At 39.1% G+C, this 17691-nt stretch carries 14 protein-coding genes; 7 read left to right on the forward strand and 7 right to left on the reverse strand.

Features of this window, described 5'->3' with window-relative positions; all coding sequences use genetic code 11:
• Positions 1–3 precede the first annotated feature (3 nt).
• A complete protein-coding gene (gene gcvP / locus ACTB0Y_RS06925; RefSeq protein ID WP_463206086.1) occupies positions 4–2871 on the forward strand; it encodes an aminomethyl-transferring glycine dehydrogenase in 2868 nt (955 codons plus the stop codon).
• Positions 2872–3103: 232 nt separating this feature from the next.
• Positions 3104–4789: an alpha-amylase family protein gene (locus ACTB0Y_RS06930; RefSeq protein ID WP_463206087.1), complete on the forward strand. Its 1686-nt coding sequence runs from the start codon at positions 3104–3106 to the stop codon at positions 4787–4789.
• A gap of 99 nt (positions 4790–4888) precedes the next feature.
• On the opposite strand, the gene ACTB0Y_RS06935 is transcribed toward ACTB0Y_RS06930, so the two are convergent.
• The 4 genes from ACTB0Y_RS06935 to ACTB0Y_RS06950 all read right to left on the reverse strand — a co-directional run bounded on the left by ACTB0Y_RS06935 (position 4889) and on the right by ACTB0Y_RS06950 (position 7904).
• A complete protein-coding gene (locus tag ACTB0Y_RS06935) occupies positions 4889–5608 on the reverse strand; it encodes a septal ring lytic transglycosylase RlpA family protein (RefSeq protein ID WP_463206088.1) in 720 nt (239 codons plus the stop codon).
• A gap of 16 nt (positions 5609–5624) precedes the next feature.
• On the reverse strand, positions 5625–6554 hold the full coding sequence (locus tag ACTB0Y_RS06940; RefSeq protein WP_463206089.1) for a YihY/virulence factor BrkB family protein: 930 nt from the start codon (positions 6552–6554) through the stop codon (positions 5625–5627).
• A 125-nt stretch (positions 6555–6679) separates the two neighbouring features.
• Entirely contained in the window at positions 6680–7522 is an 843-nt protein-coding gene (gene nadC, locus ACTB0Y_RS06945) for a carboxylating nicotinate-nucleotide diphosphorylase (RefSeq protein WP_463206090.1), read from the reverse strand.
• The gene (locus ACTB0Y_RS06950) at positions 7515–7904 is read right to left on the reverse strand and encodes a DUF4783 domain-containing protein (protein ID WP_463206091.1); all 390 of its coding nucleotides are present in this window, start codon (positions 7902–7904) and stop codon (positions 7515–7517) included. Before ACTB0Y_RS06950 ends, nadC begins: the two co-directional genes overlap by 8 nt.
• A 233-nt stretch (positions 7905–8137) precedes the next feature.
• Between ACTB0Y_RS06950 and ACTB0Y_RS06955 the strand changes: the two genes are divergently transcribed.
• The 3 genes from ACTB0Y_RS06955 to yidD are packed head-to-tail and all read left to right on the forward strand — an operon-like array spanning position 8138 to position 12649.
• The gene (locus tag ACTB0Y_RS06955; RefSeq protein ID WP_463206092.1) at positions 8138–8611 is read left to right on the forward strand and encodes a 23S rRNA (pseudouridine(1915)-N(3))-methyltransferase RlmH; all 474 of its coding nucleotides are present in this window, start codon (positions 8138–8140) and stop codon (positions 8609–8611) included.
• Between the two features lie 9 nt (positions 8612–8620).
• Positions 8621–12298, forward strand: a complete 3678-nt coding sequence (locus tag ACTB0Y_RS06960; RefSeq protein WP_463206093.1) for a sensor histidine kinase — start codon at positions 8621–8623, stop codon at positions 12296–12298.
• A gap of 18 nt (positions 12299–12316) precedes the next feature.
• Positions 12317–12649, forward strand: a complete 333-nt coding sequence (yidD, locus tag ACTB0Y_RS06965) for a membrane protein insertion efficiency factor YidD (protein ID WP_463206094.1) — start codon at positions 12317–12319, stop codon at positions 12647–12649.
• Positions 12650–13256: 607 nt separating this feature from the next.
• Here yidD and tnpA read toward each other — a convergent pair.
• Both tnpA and xerD read right to left on the reverse strand, forming a co-directional pair.
• Entirely contained in the window at positions 13257–13733 is a 477-nt protein-coding gene (gene tnpA, locus ACTB0Y_RS06970) for an IS200/IS605 family transposase (protein WP_463206095.1), read from the reverse strand.
• A gap of 298 nt (positions 13734–14031) precedes the next feature.
• Entirely contained in the window at positions 14032–14949 is a 918-nt protein-coding gene (xerD, locus tag ACTB0Y_RS06975) for a site-specific tyrosine recombinase XerD (protein ID WP_463206096.1), read from the reverse strand.
• A 510-nt stretch (positions 14950–15459) separates the two neighbouring features.
• Between xerD and ACTB0Y_RS06980 the strand changes: the two genes are divergently transcribed.
• Together ACTB0Y_RS06980 and ACTB0Y_RS06985 are read left to right on the forward strand one after the other, a co-directional pair.
• Complete coding sequence (locus ACTB0Y_RS06980; protein WP_463206097.1) at positions 15460–17004, forward strand: acyl-CoA carboxylase subunit beta; 1545 nt, start codon at positions 15460–15462, stop codon at positions 17002–17004.
• Between the two features lie 11 nt (positions 17005–17015).
• Positions 17016–17342, forward strand: a complete 327-nt coding sequence (locus tag ACTB0Y_RS06985; RefSeq protein WP_463206098.1) for an acyl-CoA carboxylase biotin carboxyl carrier protein subunit — start codon at positions 17016–17018, stop codon at positions 17340–17342.
• Between the two features lie 156 nt (positions 17343–17498).
• Here the strand turns inward: ACTB0Y_RS06985 and ACTB0Y_RS06990 are convergent.
• Positions 17499–17691: T9SS type A sorting domain-containing protein (locus tag ACTB0Y_RS06990; protein ID WP_463206099.1), on the reverse strand; the 193-nt coding region annotated here is incomplete at its 5' end.

Here is a 17691-nt window from a genome sequence, read left to right on the forward strand (position 1 = left end):
AAGATGAAGTTAATAGATAAATTTCAACTCCGACACATAGGTCCCAGACCCGAAGAAATTGGAACTATGCTCGACAAAATAGGCGTCGGTTCCATTAATGAGTTAATGGATCAGGCCGTGCCTACATCCATTCGTTCAAAAAAACCATTAAACCTTTCAGCACCGATGAGCGAACAGCAATATGCTGATTATATCAGTAAAATTGCAAAAAAAAATAAGGTTTACCGCTCATTCATAGGCATGGGTTATTATGAGACTGTTATGCCTGCCGTTATTCGCCGTAATATTCTTGAGAATCCGGGTTGGTATACTTCTTACACTCCCTATCAGGCGGAGATCTCTCAGGGACGGTTAGAAGCTTTACTTAATTTTCAGACTGTAGTGAGTGAGCTTACCAGTTTGCCAATTGCCAATGCATCGTTACTTGACGAGGCTACAGCGGCATCTGAAGCTATGATTATGATGCACAGCAAGCGTGCCCGTAAATTTAAAAAAGGCGGTGATACCCTTTTTGTTGATGAGGATGTATTTCCGCAAACAAAGGCAGTTCTCGAGACAAAAGCCGAACCGCTGGGTATTGAAATTAAGTACGGAAAATACGATGAAATAAAATTAGATGACCAAACATTTGGCGCGATATTGCAATATCCGGCTGCCAGTGGTGAGGTAAATGATTATCGTAAATTTGTTGAACATGCCAATGAAAATGAAACCATGGTAGCTGTAGCTGCCGATATACTTTCACTGGCAATTTTAACTCCCCCCGGAGAATGGGGCGCTGATATTGCCTTTGGTTCTACCCAACGTTTCGGAATTTCGATGGGTTATGGTGGCCCGCATGCTGCTTATTTTGCAACTACCGAAAAAATGAAGCGCGCGCTGCCAGGTCGAATTATCGGAGTATCAAAAGACCGGCACGAGAATGTGGCCCTTCGCATGGCATTACAGACACGCGAACAACACATAAAACGGGAACGCGCTACATCAAATATTTGTACTGCACAGGCTTTGCTCGCCACAATGGCCGGAATGTATGCCGTATATCACGGCCCGCAGGGACTTAAAGACACTGCACGCCACGTGCACAGCATGGCGGCAACCCTCGAACAGCAATTGCTTAAATTAGGTTACAGTCAATTAAATAATGGCTTTTTTGATACCTTACTGGTAGAGCTGCCCGATAATATTAAGAGCTGTGATATTCAATCGTTAGCGCTTAGTAAAGAAATAAACTTTTTCTATTATGATGCCAAACATGTAGGTATTGCCTTGAATGAGACTACTGAGATTAATGATGTAATGGATATTCTGGATGTTTTTGCCAGAGTAGCCAACAAAGAGGTTGAGCCACAGGTGGTAGAAATTAAAGCCAGGCGCTTCGATACTTCCTTGCTGAGGTCGTCTAAATATTTGCAGGAGAAAGTTTTTAATTCTTATCACAGCGAGACCGAGATGATGCGTTACATCAAACGCCTTGAAAAACGCGACATCGCCCTAAACCACTCCATGATATCATTGGGTTCATGTACCATGAAACTCAATCCTGCCAATTCATTGTTTGCCATTACATGGCCCGAATTTGCCAATATGCACCCCTTTGCTCCGGCAGATCAGGCAGAAGGCTATAAAGAACTTATTGATGAACTGGAAAGCGACCTGGCTGAGATTACAGGTTTTGAAGCTTGTTCATTGCAGCCAAATTCTGGTGCTGCCGGCGAATATTCCGGACTGATGGTTATACGTGAATACCATAAGGATAAAGGTGATCATGATCGTAATGTGGTGATTGTTCCATCATCTGCCCACGGAACTAATCCTGCAAGTGGAATTATGGCCGGAATGAAAGTGGTTGTAGTGGATTGTGACGAAAGCGGTAATGTGGATGTGGATGACCTGAAGTCCAAATCTGAAGAATATAAAGATACGCTTGCCGCTTTCATGATTACATATCCTTCCACACACGGTGTTTTTGAAAGCCGCATACGCGAAATGAATCAAATTATTCACGATAATGGCGGCCTTGTGTATATGGATGGAGCCAATATGAATGCCCAGGTTGGATTGACAAGTCCGGGCATTATTGGTGCCGATGTGTGTCACCTGAATTTACATAAAACTTTTGCCATTCCACACGGTGGAGGAGGACCCGGTGTAGGACCAATATGTGTGAATGATAAGCTGGTTCCATATCTGCCCTCAAATCCGGTGTTAAAAACCGGTGGTGAAAAACCACTTAAAGCAGTAGCATCAGCTCCATATGGCAGTGCTTCTATTTTACCCATTACACATGCATACTTAAAAATGTTGGGAACTGAGGGGTTACTGGAGGTAACAAGAATGTCTATTGTGAATGCCAATTACCTTGTAGCAGCTCTTAAAGGTTATTACGAAGTACTTTATACGGGTGAAACAGGTCGTTGTGCACACGAAATGATTCTCGAGTGTCGCAATTTCCGCCAGGAATATGGCGTAGATGCTACTGATATTGCCAAACGGTTAATCGATTATGGATTCCATGCGCCAACTTTATCGTTCCCCGTGCATGATACATTAATGGTTGAACCAACCGAAAGCGAATCAGTACAGGAACTTGACCGGTTTGTGGAGGCTATGATTTCTATCAAAAAAGAAATGGAAGATATAAAAGCCGGAAAAGTCGATAATGAAGATAATCTTTTGAAAATGGCTCCACATACTGCCGGGGAAGTTACAGCAGATGAATGGAACCATCCTTACAAACGTTCACAAGCTGCTTACCCATTGGAGTACATACGAATTAATAAATTTTGGCCGCACATCGCTCGTGTCGACGATGGATACGGCGATCGCAATTTGGTTTGTACATGTGCACCTATCAGCGAATATCAATAAAACTGATATAGAGATAACCCAAAAGATCGTCGTTTCGGCGGTCTTTTTTTTTGTGAATAAAGGTTTTTCGAAATATTTAATTCGAAATTTTGTAATTTTAACCTATCCCGAAAAATTAGCATATCGGTATGACTTAAAAGATAATTTGGTTGACTTCAACCGGCAATTAAAATTGTTGTAGATTCTAGAGTTTGCAGGGAGGTAGTTCATTTATAATTTCAAAAATAATACAATGACTGTAAGTATTTATCAGGTTTTTACCCGTTTATTCAGAAATGATAGTGGCCAAAATGTTTATAATGGTGATCTGGATACGAATGGCTCATCTAAATTTAATCATTTTACTAATGAAGCTTTACGTGAAATAAAAAATATGGGTTTTACTCATATCTGGTTTACTGGTGTAATAAGGCACGCTACATTTACAAGTTTCCCTGATGCAGGTCTGGAAGCCGATCATCCAGCAATAGTAAAGGGAAAAGCGGGTTCTCCATATGCAGTGAAGGATTTTTTTGATGTAGCACCCGACCTTGCTGAGGATATAACTAACCGAATGCAGGAATTTGAAGCATTGGTCAAGCGGTGTCATCAGCAAAACCTTAAAGTGATTATCGACTTTGTTCCAAACCATGTTTGCCGCCAATATCAATCTTTACAAAAGCCGGATGGTATTCCCGCTCTTGGAGAAAATGACGATACTTCAATGAGTTTTTCTCCGGCCAATAATTTTTACTATATCCCCGGAGCGCCATTTAAAATACCTGAAGGCATAGATACAGAAGGCCTCCCGCCTTATTATGAAATGCCAGCCAAAGCTACCGGAAATAATGTTTTTGCGGCTCAACCCTCCAGAACAGACTGGTACGAAACCGTTAAATTAAATTATGGTGTTGATTTTCAGGACGATAATAAAGAATATTTTGTTCCCGAACCTCAGACCTGGCAGAGAATGTACGAAGTGTTGGAGTTCTGGGCAGGAAGGGGAATTGATGGTTTCAGAATAGATATGGCAGAGATGATTCCGGTTGATTTTTGGGAATGGGCCGTTCCCAGGGTAAGGGAAAAATTCCCGGACATGCTGTTTATCGCAGAAATTTACAAACCGCACGAATATAAGAAATACATTGAACGGGGTCATTTTGATTGGTTATACGATAAAGAGCAGTTTTATAATACCGTACGCGCTGTAATTGAGGGTAAAACACCTGCAGCAGCTATCTCTGATATTTGGAAAGCTCAGGAGGGGATAGAAAAGTATATGCTTAGGTTTCTTGAGAATCATGATGAACAGCGCATAGCATCTGAGTTTTTCATTGGCGACCCTGAAAAAGCAATCCCCGCAATGGTACTTACCACAACCATGCATACAGGCCCGGTTATGGTTTATTTTGGACAGGAGATGGGGGAGCGCGGAATGGACAAGGAGGGTTTTAGCGGTAGAGATGGGAAAACCACCATTTTCGATTATTGGCGGGTTGAGCATTTTCAAAAGTGGGTTAACGGGGGTAAATTTGATGGTGAAGAGCTCGATGAAAATTCACGAAATTTGCGTGCAGCGTATATTAAGCTGCTCAAATATCGCGAAAACAGTAAGGTGATTCAAACCGGTGGTTTTTATGATTTGATGTGGGCCAATCAACACCTCGACACGAACTACATATATGCTTTTATGCGTCATACGAATGGTCAGGTGCTCCTTGTATTACTAAACTTCGATGTGGATAAGGAGAAAGACTTTACACTTAAGATCCCATCACATGCTGTGAACCATGTTGGGCTGAATGCCAATAACCAGCTCGATGCCAAAATAGTTTATGGAAACACAAGTAACAACAGGTTTGTGTGCAATGGTGAGCAAGATTTGGTAGCAGATTTTTCACTTTCGCCCCATACCGGCTTTATATTTGAATTAAAGTGAAATAAGTGAGAGACTTGTTGATTATAAAACCATTACTTTCCTATAAGCTGCTTAGTAAGTAATTTAATAGCCAGGTAATGACCAAATTAGTATGATGTATCAGAATTTAAAAATGAAGCAGCCCGGAAAATCATCTCGAATATTTTCTTTATAACGTTCTGCTTTAATTCGGTTGTCAAATTGTCCGGCAACAATACGATATACTTTCATTCCATCGACAGTAGTAACTTGTATGGTGATATCTTCACTAAGTTTCGACTGTATGTGCTGCACGCGTTCGAGTAAGTTTACCATTTCTTTATAACTCGCCAGCTGTACGCCATAACCAATTGGACGTTTGCTTTTTACACTTAAGTTATAAAACCTGGGTTTAAACTGTTCCGGTTTACCATCTTTACCACGTGTTTTAAGTTTTCCTGTCCCAGCTTCTTCTACCACGGCTTTTCCGGAATTGTCTTTTTGCGGCCGGTCCAATACTTCAAGCTTTACATTACATACCCCCTCTTTGATGAAGTCCAGATTTCGTGCAGCTGATTTGCTTAAATCAATTACCCGGTCCTTTGCAAATGGTCCACGGTCATTGACCCGTACCACCACAGTTTGGTTGTTGCTCAAATTTGTAACGCGTATACGGGTGTTAAATGGCAGCGTACGATGCGCAGCTGTAAGTTTTGAGTGCCAGTATTTTTCACCTGATGCTGTAGTTCTGCCTTCAAACTTGTCGGCATAAAATGAAGCTTTGCCATATTGAATGTCTTTTTGTGCATGCAGTGCAAAGGCAGTCAGTAGCATTAATACAACTATGGAATATTTTTTCATGTTTTCTAAAGTTATGTTAAGTCACGTCATCAAGATGTTTTTTCTTTGCATTGAGTATGCTGGCGTTAAGCTCAAAACCTACCAGAAGCACCAATGCATTAATATAAAACCATAAAAGTAAAATAATTAATGTTCCTATGGAACCATAAAGTGTGTTATATCGACTAAAATTGTTGATGTAAAATGAAAATCCTATGGATGACAAGATTCCAAGTATGGTAGCCAGTGTGTTGCCGGGACTGAAGAATTTAAATTCTGCATGGCGCGAAGGGGCAAGATAATAGAGAAATGAAACTGCGAAGTAGAATAGTGCAATGATGACAACCCAACGACCAAAAAGTAACATATATATGGTGAATTCATCCTGCAGAATGTTTGTAGCTACTAAAAAGTTAATAATTTTTTCACTGAAAATAATTAGTCCAATGGCAACAGACAATAACAGGCTGAGCAGGATGCCAATTAACAAAGAAATAGCTCTTCTTTCAAACCAGTTCCGGGTTTCGAAGCTATTCACGGTTTCATTAAAAGCGCTAATAAGCGTATTTACTCCATTTGTGCTGAATATCAGTGCTGCAGCAAAACCTATCGAAAGCAAATCACCCCGCTTATTATTGGCGATATCTACTATGGTATTTTCTACCAGATTAAATATTTTTTGAGGCATCACATCACGCATCAAAGCCATGAGTTCTATTTGGAAATCTTCTATTGGAATATATGGAATAAGTGTAAATAAAAATAAAATTGTTGGAAACACTGCAAGGAAGAAACTATAGGCCACTGCTCCTGCTCTTATATCGACAGCTCCCTGGGTTATAGCCTGAAAGAAATGTTTGGCCACCTTGAGCAAACTCAAACCTGCAAAACCGGGTAAAACTATAGCATCAGCTATCTGAGCCAGTCTGTCTGCTGCTTTTTGTATGCGGGCTTTCCATTGTTTCACTTGTAAAATATTTAATCAATTAGTTTTGTGTAATATTCAGAGAGATTTACATTGCTTTTCTGTATTCCATCCTTTAGTTTGCATGTATGTAATCGTTTAGTTTTATTACTACAAAACCTATATCGTTATATTGCCTTTAGACTCATATCAAGGCTGTTAATTTGATGTGTTAAAGCGCCTACAGAAATAAAATCCACGCCACATTCGGCATAAGGTCGCACTGTATCCAGATTAATGCCTCCGGACGATTCTGTTTCGCATTGTTTGTCGATTAATTCTACCGCTTCACGGGTTTCTTTATAGTTAAAATTATCGAGCATTATGCGGTTTGCTTTTTCTGTTTGCAGTATTTGTTTTACTTCCTCCATGTTGCGGGCTTCCACTTCAATCGGAATATCGAGTTTGTGCATTTTTTGATAAGCAACTGCGCGTTCAATGGCAGGAGCTATTCCGCCGGCATAGTCCACGTGATTGTCTTTTATCATCATCATGTCGTAAAGACCTATGCGGTGATTATACCCGCCTCCAATGCGTACTGCCTCTTTTTCAAAATGCCGTAAACCCGGTGTTGTTTTTCTTGTGTCTAGTATTTTGGTATCCAAATCATTAATTCTGGATACATATTCAGCCGTAAGCGATGCAATGCCACTCATTCTTTGCATGAAATTAAGAACAAGCCGCTCTGCCTGCAGTAATTTTTGCGTATTACCTTCAATAATGAAGGCTATGTCTCCGGGGTTTATACTATCGCCATCTTTCTTGAGCCATTCTATTTGTGCATCGGGCATCAGTTTGTCGAATATTGTTTTTGCCACATCCATTCCGGCAAGAATACCGGTGGCCTTAATCCGAAGTTCTGCTTTATTTGTAGCATCTTTGGGAATACATGCAAGGGAAGTGTGGTCGCCGGTGCCTTCATCTTCTCTAATGGCAAGGTCTATAAGTGTTTCTTTATGTAAGTTATTCATTTTCAATTCTTAGTTGGTGTATTCGAATTACAATATCAGCTTTTTTTAATAATAGAATCATTTTAAAGTTGCCATTTTGTGTTTTCAGTGTTCCAATAATGTAGCTTGTATTTGTTTTTCCCCCCTGATGATTAATAAAAAAAGATTTTGGTTTGTGTGATCTGAAAAACTTCTGTAAAACTATTTCTGCCTGGCGCGAACTATAAATGTGTTCTTCGCCTTCAATCGCCATTTCCAGGTTTTCATTAAAGAACCGGGCTACAATACTTGCATCACCTTTTTTGATGCCAAGTTCAAGTTTATCAGGTATTTCAATCGTTGATTGGCTGAACAGGTGCAATGCTGATAAAAGAAGGATGGCGATGCTAATTTGTTTGAGCATAATAATCTTACTTAATGATTTAATGTGGCTAAATTAATGCAATCGGTTTGTTTTTGCAATTATAAAAACTTATGATACCTAAATTCCACAAGCATGCCTTAATTTGTGATTTTTTTGCTTGTAGATTTTGGGAGATGCTTTATCTGAAGCTGTGAATTGCAATTCATTGGTGTTTGGCATGTTTGTTGGTTTTATTTTTGCTAAATTGGTGCTAAAATTAAAAAAAACAGGCCTTGAAAGTTACATTAGTTTGGATCGGAAAGTCAGCAGGTAGTTATATCACCGAAGGAATAGCGGAATTTCAGAAACGGATAAATCGTTATCATAGTTTGGAAATTGAAGAAATTCCCCACGTAAAAAAAGGAGAACGCCTGAACCCTAAAGAGCTGAAAAAAAAAGAGGCCGATTTATTATTTAAGCGCTTAAGTGCTGACGATTACATAGTGTTGCTTGATGAAAGCGGCAAGCAATTTACAAGTAAGGCATTTGCAGTTTTTTTACAAAAACAGATGCTTAATGCTGTAAAACGCCTTGTATTTGTTGTTGGAGGAGCTTATGGATTTGATCAGAGTGTGTATGAAAGGGCGCATATGAAACTGGCACTATCGCCAATGACTTTTTCTCATCAATTAATCAGGGTCGTGTTTCTTGAGCAATTATACAGAGCCAATACGATCATTCGTAATGAACCTTATCATAATGAATAAACGCCGGATATGCTAATATTCAGAACAAAAATACTTCATGCTTTTATTGTTTTTGTTGTATTGGCAGCACTGGCTTACAGCCTGTCTTTTTTTACTACTTTCGATGGCAACAATATGGTCGATACGGATCATATTGAACAGGTTATTAGCAAAAAACAACAAAAAACATTAGAAACATTACAACAAGTTGCAGCACAAATCGAGACCAATGGATTTGACTGGTACCTGAAGTATAAAACAAAGGCATTGCAAGACTTGCACAAACGTGAAGGTATAGCTGTTGTAATTTATAAAAGCTGGTTTTTACGGTTTTGGCCTGATAATACGGTGGTAGTACCGGAAGTTTATGGTTTAAATATTTTCGAGAAATCTTTTATTAAGCTGGGCAATAAATATTATGTGCCTGTGCATTATCGCCTACCCGATATTGACCTGGTAGGTCTTATTTATATAAAAAGTAAATTTGACTCGTCGAGTGAGATGGTTGACGACAATTTTAATTCTGATTTTTATTTATCATCCGACATACAAATAGTACAAGACCCGCTGAAAGAACCCAGGGTGTTCGACCACAATGATAACTATCTTTTTTCGCTTAAAATTGAAAGTAAATCCATCCAGAATAGTGCATACAGTTGGTTGATTTTTCTTTTTTTTACCGGAGCTCTTTTCGCGTTTTTTCGCTTGTTTATTCTGCTGTTCCGCTATAAAAAATACGATTCCAACTATTATCCTTCTCTTATTTTCTCTCTGGTATTTATTGTGATTTTGCGCATGGTCATGGTCAAATACCAGTTTCCGTCTTTTTTGTACAATTTTGAACTTTTTAGTCCAAAATTATATGCCAGTAACTGGCTCGCCCCTTCTTTGGGTGATTTAATTCTTAATACCCTATTTGCATTATTTGTATTTTACTTTGCACATTATACAATAGACCTCTCCAAGATTCTGAGTCTAAGAAATAACAAAACAGTGTATGGTTACCTGTTTCTTTTTATTGTTTTAACAGGGGCTTTTATTATTCAGCTTAACAATTTGCTTAGTACAATTATACGCGATTCAACCATTGAGTTTCAGCCTTATAAGGTGTTTAATTTATCAGGTTTCACCCTGCTTGCATTTCTTACAATTATCATTAATATCATAACCTTTTTAATATTCGTTGATTGGGGTATACAGTATTTTAGAAAGTTTCTGAAAATAAAACCGGCAGTATGGCTTATTAACGGTAGCTTGTTGATAATCTTATTTTTGGGTTTTTTATTTGTGTCTGGCCTAAGTTGGCTGAGCATTGCTTTTTATTTGGTTTTAGTTAATTTAATGTTGTATTATCGCTGGTATAAAAAGTTTAAATACAGCTTTATTCTAATTTTTGCTGCTGCATCAGCATTGTATCTTACACATGTAATCGATGTGCAACATAATGAAAAGCAGTTTGGCCGAATGAAATTGCTGGCAGTAAACCTTTCACTTTCGCAAGATTTTTATGCGCAAATGCGTTTTGAGGAAATTAGTGAAGATATTCCGGCAGACCCTTATGTAGATACCTTATTGGCTGCTAAAACCGTCAATCAGGATGAACTCTATCAGTATCTGAAAAGGACCTATTACAGTAATTATCTTGCCCGTTATGAAATGCAGCTTGATGTTTGTCACGATACAGACAGTGTTTTCGTAGAGGAATCGCCTGTACAGTGGCAGCACTGTAGGCAATACAATCACCGGCTGGCGCTCGAAGAAGGAGAGCCTGTTTTTAAGTCTAATTATTTCTTTATGGGAGAGGAAGATAGCCGACTTCAATATATGGGTTTGCACGATATACTTGTTTCTGATGGTACGCACGTTACCCTAATTATTAAACTAAAGGCTAAAATCGTAAAGTATAATCCGGGGTTTACGCAGTTACTTGATAAATATCGAAATGTTGGCTCCTCTCTGCTTGGAACCTATTCTTATGCCCGTTATCAGCAGAACCGGTTGGTTTCTAAATATGGAGATTGCCCATATAGCCTTGTAGGCGATCCTTATGACAAAAGTGATAAGGAGTATTCACGTATTTGTAATTTGGATTTTTGCCATCTTGTTTATAAGGATTCACCCGAAAATGTTATTGTGGTCAGTTATCCCACAGTGTCGTTTTTTCAAATCTTAATTAACTTTTCTTATTTGTTTGTTTTTGTGTTCCTGCTCATCTCCATTTTGGCGCTTTATTATACTTATCAGCGAAAAGGGATTGTGGTCACTAACAGTATCCGAAATCGTATCCAATTTTCAATGATTGGACTATTGTTAATATCACTGATTTTCATTGGTGCTGTGTCGGTTTATTATATTAGCCAGGGTTATGAGAAAAAAAATATGCAGGTAATTAATGAAAAATTACATTCTGTACTTACGGAGATGCAAACACAATTTGCCAACAATAAATCTATGGAACAATTAGATGTGGATTATCTGAATTTTTTGATGCAAAAATATGCAGATGTTTACAATTCCGATATTTCTGTATTTGATATGAATGGGAACCTCGTATCTACCTCCAGACCGGAAGTATTTAAACAGGATTTTTTAAGTCGTAAAATGGATTTTAGTGCATTCAGAGCCTTAAAGCACGAACACCGATTTAAGGTAATTCAGCAAGAGCAAATTGGCAAGTTAGTTTATTACAGCGCTTACGTACCACTGGTAAATAAGGACAATAAGATGTTGGGTTTTATTAACCTGCCGTTTTTTAGCAATGAAGATTTATTGACGGAAGATATTTCGAGTATCATCGTAACATTTGTAAATGTTTATGTGTTATTGATTCTTTTAACCATCACTATTGCCGTTTTTATATCTAATAACGTAACCCGACCCTTGCAAATGCTGAGACAAAAAATGCGTGAGGTGGACCTGAAAAAGCATAACGAACCCATCGACCTTAAGACCGATGATGAAGTAGGAGATTTAGTACACGAATATAATCATATGGTTTCGGAGCTCACCCGGAGTGTAGAGCTATTGGCCCGGCAGGAGCGAGAAACAGCATGGCGAAGTATGGCACGACAGGTAGCCCATGAAATAAAAAATCCACTAACACCAATGAAGCTGAGTGTTCAGCTCATGCTCAGGGCCTGGCAGGAAAAAGCACCCGACTTTGAACAGCGTTTGGTGAAAGTGAGTAACACCTTGATTTATCAAATAGAGACCTTATCAAACATAGCAACAGAATTTTCTACATTTGCACGTATGCCTAATGAGCAAATTGAAAAAGTGGAAATCAACTCCATAATTAAATCGGCTAGTGACCTTTATGACGAATACAAAGACATTGAGATTGAAATAGATTTGGACCAGTCTCGAAATTTCAATGTTATGGCCGATAAAAGCAGGCTTTTGCGTATGTTCAATAACCTGATTAAAAATGCGGCCCAGGCTATTCCTAAAGGACGTAAAGGCTTGGTTACTATGTCGTCGCAACAGGTTGGCGATATGGTGATGATTAAAGTAACAGACAATGGCGATGGTATTCCCGAAGAGATACGCGGTAAACTTTTTCAGCCCAATTTTACAACTAAAACCAGAGGTATGGGGCTTGGACTGGCAATGGTTAAAAACATTGTAGAAGGTTTTGGTGGCAAAATTTGGTTCGATACGGAAACCGCGCAGGGCACCACTTTCTTTATTCAGCTGCCGCTTGTATAACCTTGTTTTTTTAAGTTTATGAAGAAAATAATTTACATATTGCTCTATCCGTTTCGTTTGCTTTTAAAAGGCCTGATTTTATTGATTGTCTATTTTTACCGTTATGCCATCAGTCCTATGACACCCGCTTCGTGCCGGCATTTTCCTACTTGTTCCGAATACATGGTTGAAGCCATAAGGATACACGGCCCTTTCAAAGGGTTGTGGTTGGGGCTAAAGCGGCTCTCCAAATGTCATCCATGGGGCAGCCATGGTTATGATCCGGTTCCTCCGCCCAAACCTGCTACCCATAACTATTACAAAAAAATGGATACCCGAAAATATCGTTGGCCATGGAAATGGTTTAGCTGATTTGTTTTTGTAGAAATGAACGATTTTGGATGCAAAAAAAACCTTTTATCGGTTTATTGTTATATGCGATTCCTGCTTCGACAAGCTCGGCTGGCGCCGGAATCGAAAATGCGTTATACGTATGTTTTTCTACAGATATGTGATGCCTCCGGCATCATTATTCAATAATCTAAAATGCAATTTCACCGGGGAGGTTTATTTCACCTGACATGATTTTTTCATTAACCCCGGAGGGGTTACCTGTCTGTAGAAAAATAATTACGCAGCCCAGGGCGACTCCGGAGGAGTCGAATATTGTTTCGTTAAAAGAAAGGCACAGCGTTTTTGGCAATGATGAGATTTATATCTATCAATATTTCAAAAAAATATTAGATATGCGATTCCTGCTTCGACTCAGCTGGCGCCGGAATCGAAAATGCGTTATACGTATGTTTTTCTAAAGATATGTGATGCCTCCGGCATCATTATTCAATAATCTAAAATGCAATTTCACCGGGGAGGTTTATTTTACCTGACATGTTTTTTTATTAACCCCGGAGGGGTTACCTGTCTGTAGAAAAATAATTACGCAGCGCAGGGCGACTCCGTAGGAGTCGAATATTTCAATTTATTCCAGCCAATCAAAAAGGTATTCATTTTTGAATTCAATATTAAAGGCTTTCAATAAGGCTTTATATTCCTCTTCAAAAGATTTCGTTTTGTGATGTTGTTTTTGATTTTCAATATATTTTGCGACTTGAGGTATTTGGGATTGACTGTAAGAAAATGCACCAAACCCTTCCTGCCAGTTAAACAGATATGGACAAAAACGCTTTTCCCGTATAAAATTCGTACTCGATTTTTTAATTTCACGCACTAAATCAGATAAGCGACAAGAGGGAGACATTCCGATAAAGAAATGTATATGATTGTTTGTCCCATTAATAGCAATCATTTTTTGTTCATTATTTTGAGCAATACCTGTTATATATTTAAACAATTCGTTTTCCCATTCTGGTTTTATTAATGCATGACGGTTGCGGACCGCAAAAACAACTTGTATGTAAATTTGTGAATAGGTGTCTGCCATGGCTTTTTCTTGCAATATAATTAAAATTTGGGTGTTATATGCGATTCCTCCGGAATCGAAAATGCGTTATACGTATGTTTTTCTACAGATATGTGATGCCTCCGGCATCAGGAATTGTTTATGTTATAGGGAGTGGTTTGTTTCATATATTAATTTCGCACAAAATTTGAATAAAAAGGAATAACCCCGGAGGGGTTACATATCTATAGAAGAAGAATTACGCAGCGCAAGACGACTCCGGAGGAGTCGAATATTGTTGCGCATTTTCATAAGCGATGCCTATCTTTTTGCCATCAGGAATTACATACATGTTTTATCCCCGCCCATGCGGGTGATATTCAATGAGGGTTTCTTTGAGGTAGTGGCGGTCGATGTGGGTATAAATTTCAGTGGTCAGGATGGATTTATGGCCTAACATCTCCTGCACTACGCGCAAATCAGCGCCGTTTTCAACCATGTGTGTGGCAAAACTATGCCGGAACGTGTGCGGACTGATATTTTTGTTAATTCCCGCTGCTTGCACCAATTGTTTGATCATGGTAAATACCATGACGCGTGTCAGGTGTTTGCCTCGGCGGTTCAGGAATACGTAATCTTCCTCGTTTTTTTGAGGTGCTACATGCACACGTTCGTATCGCACATAAGTATTGATTTCTTTCATGGCAGTTTCTCCTATGGGCACCAGACGCTCACTGTTACCTTTACCGATTACACGTATGAACCCTTCGCTGAAATGCAGGTTGCTCAATTGAAGTTCTGTGAGCTCAGATACACGCAAGCCACAGCCATAAAGTGTTTCTATAATGGCCCGGTTGCGCTGACTTTGAGGTTTGCTCATATCAATCACTTCCACGATGGCATCTATTTCTTCCAAACTAAGCACGACAGGGAGTTTTCGTTTTGTTCGAGGTGTTTCCAACAATTGCGCCGGGTTAACCTTTATGATTTCTTCTAGTTTCAGAAACCTGAAATATGCTTTTATACCTGATAAAATGCGGGCCTGTGAGGTGGGAGAGAGGCCGATATCGTGTATCCAATGCAAAAATTCCCGCAATGTTTTTATATCTGTAGATTCTGGTTTTAGTTTACCGGTGTGTTCATTAGAGAATTGTGCCAGCTTGAGCAGGTCATGCATATAAGCATTGATGGTATTGTCTGATAAACCTTTTTCAATTTGCAACCATGCCCGAAAAGCATCTGCGTGTGGTATATTTTGAACCGGAACATCCATAGTGTAAAAATACCAATTCTCCTTTGAATAATTGAATGCAATTTGGGTTTAGAATTATGAGTCGAGTATAAAAAGCTAAATTTTTGTCAAAATCAAGGCGAAGGGAATTTTTGGAGCGGAGTTAACTAATTGTTAATGAGCATTCAAAAAATTCTTGACAACGAAGAATTTGGCAACAAAGAACCTTTTTATACCGCACTCAATTATATAAAAGCATAATGACTTTCCTGTTAAGTCTTTACTGCTGCGTTTATCCGTAAGAATATCAATCGATTCGGCTGTGATGAAACTAATTTGATTTTTTTGCTCCTGCGCAAATTCATTTATTATCTTTGATACTCAATTTAATAGATGGCGAATGGGCATTTCACGCGCGTGAGATGTTTAAAAATGATTTTTTATCTTTAACCAATATTTCGTAATCTTGTAAATAATTTGTTAATATGGCCATTTATGGCTGCTAAATTACACGACAGGTTGTGATTTAATGTTAAACCAAAATTTGTTCTTATGTCATTAAAACAAAAGACGAAAGAGCTTTTAAAAAGAAGAGCCATTGCAGAGCAGGGAGGTGGCGACAAGGCGATTCAGAAGCAAACTGCAATGGGTAAGATGACTGCCCGTGAGCGTATACTTGCTCTTCTTGATAAAGACTCCTTCCATGAGTATGATCTTTTCGTAGAGCATGATGCCCGCGATTTCAACATGGAAAAGAAGATACTACATGGGGATGGCGTGATTACCGGTACAGGTACCATTTATGGTTCGCCAGTATGTGTTTTCGCACAGGATTTTACTGTGGCCGGTGGTTCACTTGGTGTAATGCATGCCCGCAAAATCACCAAAATTATGGATCACTCGCTCAAAATGCGTGTACCTTTAATTGGTATCAACGATTCCGGTGGTGCTCGAATCCAGGAAGGTGTTAACTCTTTGGCTGGTTATGGAGAAATTTTCTTCAGAAATACCCTCGCTTCCGGCGTTATTCCCCAAATTTCAGTAATCCTCGGACCTTGCGCAGGTGGGGCCGTTTATTCTCCTGCATTAACAGACTTTGTTTTTGTGGTGGATCAAATCTCCAAAATGTTCATTACTGGTCCTGAGGTTATTAAAACAGTACTGGGAGAAGAAATTACCATGGAAGAACTTGGTGGTGCATTGGTGCAAGCCGAGAAAACAGGTAATGCGCACTTTTATGCCAAGAATGAGCTGGAGTGTTTCGATCAAATTAAGAAACTCATCACATTTATTCCATGGCATAATGGCCAAAAAGCACGTGCATTCCCACCAAAAGAGCCACGGAAAGAGTTTAAAATTGAGGATATTGTCCCCAGCGATCCCAAGAAACCTTACGATGTGCGTGATGTCATCCGTGCATTGGTCGATGACTCTGACTTTTTTGAAGTTCAGGAGCGTTTTGCAGCCAATATTGTAATTGGATTTGGCCGTATTAACGGTGAAACAGTTGGCTTTGTGGCCAACCAACCATTGGTGTTGGCCGGTGTATTAGATACCGACTCTTCAGATAAAGCCGCCCGTTTTATTCGCTATTGTGATGCATTTAATGTACCGGTGGTAACGCTTGAAGACCTGCCCGGATACTTACCCGGAGTTGACCAGGAGCATGCCGGTGTAATTCGACACGGTGCCAAGGTGCTTTATGCCTATAGTGAAGCTACAGTGCCAAAAATTACCATTATTTTGCGTAAAGCGTATGGCGGAGGTTATATTGCTATGAATTCACGTCACTTGCGCGCCGATTTTGTATTTGCATGGCCTACAGCAGAAATTGCTGTGATGGGACCGGAAGGTGCTGCCAATATTATTTTCCGTAAGGAAATTAAAGAAGCAGATGATCCGGAAGCTATGCGCAAGCAAAAAGTGAAAGAATATAAAGAAAAGTTTGCCAACCCATACGTTGCTGCGGCAAAAGGGTATATCGACTCTGTGATTGAGCCCGAAACAACCCGTCGTATTTTGATGCACTCTATTGAGGTTTCAGCTAATAAGAACGTTGGACAACCGAAGAAAAAACACGGTATTCCACCATTCTAAACAATTGACTTATGGAGGACAAAGCAAAAAAACCAAGGTTCAAAAGCTTTATTGTCGATGAAACGGTATATAAAACGTACCTGACAAAAAAGTTTCATGAGCGCAGAGCTTACGAACCACATAACCCTAAAAAACTGATTTCCTTTATTCCGGGTACCATACTTAAAATACTTGTGAAGGAAGGACAAAAAGTTAAAAAAGGAGAACCTTTACTCATTCTGGAAGCTATGAAAATGGAAAACGAAATACTTGCAGAAAGAGCATTTAAAGTGAAGGCTATTCATGTGAAAAAAGGTCAAATTGCTCCAAAAAATACCCTTATGATGGAGTTTGAATAGTTCAATAAATCTACGATATAACAAAAGGATCACCCCAGGGTGGTCCTTTTTTGTTTTTATAGGATTTTATGTCAGGAAATAGATATTTTTTGGGTCATGACAGATGCAAAAAAAAAGGCTGCCCGAATGAGCAGCCTTTTTGAATGGTTTCGATTATTACCTACTGATAATGAAACGCTGTGTTTCCACATTGTTTCCATCTTGTAGTTTGATGAAATAAATACCTTCTGAAGCATTATCCATATTGATCGTAGCCTGGCCATTCACTTTTTGTGTGTGAATGGTGCGTCCGATGGCATTCATTACGGTAATATCGTAAGTACCGCTTACTTCAATGTGGAATGTACCT

The sequence above is a fragment of the Salinivirga sp. genome (genome assembly GCF_055145285.1).